We start from the raw sequence: 4,941 nt of genomic DNA on the forward strand, positions 1-4,941 counted from the left end.
CAGGTCCAGAGCTGGACCGGGTGCTGTCGGCGGAGTTGCTGCCGGCCACGTCGAGGCACTTGCCGGACTGCGGGTTGCGCAGCGACCCGTCGGCCTGGGCGGACCAGTTCTGCGCGCCGCTGCCGTTGCAGGTCCAGAGCTGGATCTTGGTCCCGTCGGCCGAGCCGCCGCCGGAGACGTCCAGACACTTGCCCAGCGCCTTGATCGTCGAGTTCGGCGTCACCGTCCAGGTCTGCGCCGTGGTGCCGTTGCAGGTGTAGAGCTGGATCTGCGTGCCGTCGGCGGTGCCGCTGCCGCGGACGTCCAGGCACTTGCCGGCGAGGCCCTTGATCGGTCCGGTGCCGCCGGTGCCGCCGCCGCCCCGGACCAGGGTGAAGTCGTCGACGTCGAAGAGCCCGGTGCCGGTGCCGGTATAGGTGAGGTACAGGTTCTGGGTGCCGGACGGCATCCCGCTCAGGGCGGTGCTGACGTCGGCGTACGTCGTCCAGCTCCCGGTGTTGGGCACCGCGACCGAGCCGAGGACGGTGCCGGTGGTGGAGCCGGTACGCACCTGGATGGTGCCGCCGGGCCCGCCGGAGACGACCCGCGCCTTGAACGACGTCACCCCGGTCAGGTCCACCCCGTTGTACGCCGACCAGTCGCCCGGGTCGATGTAGCCGAGGGTCTGCCCGCCGTTCGCACCGGCCTTGGTGAACGGGGTGACCCCGCTGGCCGAGCTGAACGCCTCGGCCTGGACGGTGGTGTTGCCGCCCGGCGGGGTGGAGCCGAGTTCCTTGATCCGGATGTTGCGGAACGAGGCGTCGTCGCCGGTGCCGTGGTTCTGCAGGCCGATGTGCCCGGCGAGCGAGCGGACCGGGTTGGTGTTGGTGAAGTCGTTGATCTTCACGCCGTTGAGGAAGACCTGGAGCCGCTCGCCCTCGACCAGCAGCTCGTAGGTGTTCCACTCGCCCGGCGGGTTCAGCGCCGCGTCCCGAGCGGCGATGTCCGCGGACTTGAACGTGTAGACCGCGCCGGTGGTGCGGTCGGCCGCGTCGGTGGCGTCGATCTGGATCTCGTAGCCGTTGTTCACCGCCGACCAGGGGTCGGTCGACGGCGGGAAGCCGATGAAGACCCCGGAGTTGTCGTCGCCGGCGAGCCGCCAGTCCAGCTTGAGCGAGTAGTTGGTGAACTGCTTCGCGCTGTACCAGTAGAGCCCCATCCCGCCGACCGAGGTGAGCGTGGCGTCGGCATTGGTGAAGCTGCCCGGCCCGGCCTGCGACCAGCCGGTGGTGGAACCGTTGTAGAGGGTGGTGTAGCCGGTCTCCGGCCGGCAGTCGGCCTTGGCGCGGCCGGCCGCGTACCGGATGCCGCCGAGCAGGTGGGCCCGGAACGCCGGTTCGGCGTACGACGCCTGGGTGTGCCCGCCGCCGGTGTAGAACGCCCGGCCGCCGCTGTAGGTCTTGCACCAGGAGTGCGGGTGGTCCGCGCCCATCCCGCCACCCGAGTACGACGACTCGTCGAGGGTGGCCAGCACCCGGGCGGTGGAGCGGGCGTTGGTCTGGTAGTTGTACCACTCGTCGGTGCGGGTCCAGGTCTGCGGCAGGTGCGCGCTGGCCGGGTGCGCCCGGTTCTCCACCTTGACGTTGGCCTGCTGGATCGCCGGGTGCGAGGCGAAGTACGCCCCGACCAGGTTGCCGTAGAACGACCAGCCGTACTCGGTGTCGGCGGCGGCGTGCACGCCGACGTACCCGCCCCCGGAGCCGATGTACGACTCGAAGGCGGTCTGCTGGCTGGCGTTGAGCACGTCGCCGGTGGTGTTGAGGAAGACCACCGCCTCGTACTGGGCCAGGTTGCCGGTGGTGAACGCGGCGGCGTCCTCGGTGGCGGTGACGGTGAAGCTGTTGGCCGCGCCGAGGTCCCGGATGGCCTGGGTGCCGACGGCGATGGAGTCGTGCCGGAACCCGGCGGTCTTGGAGAAGACCAGCACGTCGTACGGGGCGTCGGCGGCGGACGCCGGGGTGGCGGGGGCGGTGCAGGCGATGACGGCGAGGACGGCGGTGGCCACGCCGAGGACGGGACGCAGGAGTCTGCGCATGTCGCTCTCCTATCGGTGGGCGGGGACCCCGGGCGGGCCGGCGGGCCGGGCGGGGTCCCCGCGCGTTCACTCGGTTACGGCAGGGTCCACTTCTGGTTGGCGGCGCCGGTGCAGGTCCACAGGTGCACCGGGGTGCTGTCGGCGGAGTTGTTGCCCGAGACGTCGAGGCACTTGCCGGACTGCGGGTTGCGCACCGTGCCGTCGGCCTGGGCGGACCAGTTCTGCGCGCCGCTGCCGTTGCAGGTCCAGAGCTGGATCTTGGTGCCATCGGCCGAGCCGCCGCCGGAGACGTCCAGACACTTGCCCAGCGCCTTGATCGTCGAGTTCGGCGTCACCGTCCAGGTCTGCGCCGTGGTGCCGTTGCAGGTGTAGAGCTGGATCTGGGTGCCGTCGGCGGTGGCGGCGTTGCGGACGTCCAGGCACTTGCCGGCGAGCCCGACCACCGGCCCGGTGCGCACCGTCGCGCCCGTGGTGAAGGTGAACGAGTCGACGTCGTAGAGCGCCCCGGTGCCCGACCCGGCGAAGGTCAGGTAGAGCGTCGTGGTGCCCGCCGGCGCCCCGGAGATCGCGCCGGTGACCGTGGTGAAGGAGTCCCAGGCGCCGGTGACCGGCACCGTGGCGGAGCCGAGCACCGTGCCGGTGGCCGACCCGGCCCGGACCTGGAGGGTGCCGCCCGCGCCGGCCGAGGAGACCCGGGCGCTGAACGAGGTGACGTCGCCCAGCTGGTACGGCTGGAAGGCGATCCAGTCCCCGTTGTTGATGTCGCCGACGGTCTTGCCGCCCTCGGCGGTCGCCTTGTCGAAGGTGTTGATGCCGGACGAGGTCTTGAAGTGCTCGGCCTGCCGGTGCCGGGGCTGGAGGGTGTGCTGGGTGTGCGTGGTCAGCCCGCCCGCGTCGGTGTACTCGGCGTCGAAGATGGCGAAGATGTTCGCCGCGTCGTCGTGCTCACCGTCGACCGGGATGGCGATCGAGCCGGAGCAGCCGGTCTTCGAGGTGATCTGGTGGCCGTGCTGGTCGTGGCCGAGCACGTAGGTCATCTTGACCTTGGTGCAGTCGATCGTGCCGTCCTCCGGGTCGGTGACGGTGATGCTGAAGGGCACGGTGTCGCCGTAGGAGAAGAGCTTGCCGTTGCCGGGGCTGTTGATCGTCACGGTCGGAGCGGTGTTGCCGACGCTGATCACCACGCTGGCGCTGCCGGTGGCGTTCTGCGGGTCCTTGACCGTCAGCGTGGCGGTGTACGTCCCGTTGGCGGTGTAGGTCTTCGACGGGTTGGCGGCGGTGGAGGTGGTGCCGTCGCCGAAGTTCCAGGCGTACGTCAGTGCCCCGCCCTCCGGGTCCGACGACCCGGCCGAGGAGAAGGCGACGGTCAACGGGGCCGCGCCGGAGGTCTTGTCGGCGGTCGCCTTCGCCGTCGGCGCCCGGTTGCCGCCGCCGATGTAGTCGAAGCGGTAGAGCGCCGAGTTGGCGTCGCCGTTGAAGTAGCCGGTGCCGTAGTCGAGCACGTAGTACGCGCCGTCCGGGCCGAACGCGGAGTCCATCACCTGCTTGCCGGTCCACGGGAAGCTGTCGATGGTGCCGCGCGAGCCGTCGGCGTTGACGTGGATCGGCTTGATCCAGCCGCGGCCGAACTCGGTGGCGAAGAACTGCCCGTCGAAGGACTGCGGGAACTTGGTGCTCGAGGTCGACGACGCGTTGTAGCGGTAGACCGGGCCGCCCATCGGGGACTCGGAGCCGCCGCCGAACTCGGGCGGGCTGCCGGCGTCGCCGCCGTACCGGATCCAGGCCGGCTTGGCCGCGGGCAGCGTGCTCTGGCCGGTGTTGCGGAACGAGTTGTTGGTGGGGCCGCCGGTGCAGTTGTACTTGGCGCCGCCGGTGCCGGTGGCGAAGTCCCACTCGTTGTAGGTCTCGGTGCTGGTGTTGGTGCCGGTGCAGTACGGCCAGCCGTAGTTGCCAGGCGCGGTGACCCGGTTGAACTCGACCTGGCCGGAGGGGCCCCGGGTGGCCGAGGTGGTGCCGGCGTCGGGGCCGTAGTCGCCGACGTAGACGATCCCGGTGGCCTTGTCGACGCTCATCCGGAACGGGTTGCGGAAGCCCATCGCGTAGATCTCGGGCCGGGTCCGCGCGGTGCCGACCGGGAAGAGATTGCCGGTCGGGATCGAGTACGACCCGTTCGCGTTCACCTTGATCCGCAGGATCTTGCCGCGCAGGTCGTTGGTGTTGCCGGCGCTGCGCTGCGCGTCGTACCCGGGGTTGCGGTTGGTCCGCTCGTCCAGCGGGGCGTAGCCGGCGGAGTCGAACGGGTTGGTGTCGTCCCCGGTGGACAGGTAGAGGTTGCCGGCCGCGTCGAAGTCGATGTCGCCGCCGACGTGGCAGCACAGCCCCCGGTCGGCGGGTACGTCCAGCACGTCGACCTTGCTGGCCTGGTTGACGGTGAAGTCGGCGTTGAGGGTGAACCGGGACAGCCGGTTGACGCCCTGCCAGGCGGAGAAGTCGCTGCCGGTGGCCGGCGCGTCGCCGGCGGGGGTGGACAGCGGCGGGGCGTAGTAGAGGTAGATGTGCCGGTTGGTGGCGAAGTTCGGGTCGACGCCGACGCCCTGCAACCCCTCCTCGTCGTGGGTGTAGACCGACAGCGTGCCGATCACCGAGGTGGTGCCGTTGGCGTCGGTGCGCCGCAGGGTGCCGTTGCGGGCGGTGTGCAGAACCGAGCGGTCCGGCAGCACGGCCAGGGACATCGGCTCGCCCGTCTCGGCGACGCCGCGGGCCAGCTCGACCTGCTGGAAGTCGGTGGCGGTGATGACGTGGGCGGCGGCCGGGGCGGGGCCGCCGAGGGCGGTCGGGCCGGCCGTGACGCCGACGGTGCCGACGGC

General features: G+C 71.0%; 2 protein-coding genes. Both read right to left on the reverse strand.

Annotated features, from left to right (window positions below):
* Window positions 1-2,074, reverse strand: a 2,074-nt coding sequence (locus JNW89_RS27600; protein WP_238451278.1) for a ThuA domain-containing protein, incomplete at its 3' end; no start/stop codon positions are given.
* Between the two features lie 74 nt (window positions 2,075-2,148).
* Window positions 2,149-4,941, reverse strand: a 2,793-nt coding sequence (locus JNW89_RS27605) for a PQQ-dependent sugar dehydrogenase (RefSeq protein WP_238451280.1), incomplete at its 5' end; no start/stop codon positions are given.

This window comes from Micromonospora sp. 4G55 (genome assembly GCF_016803375.1).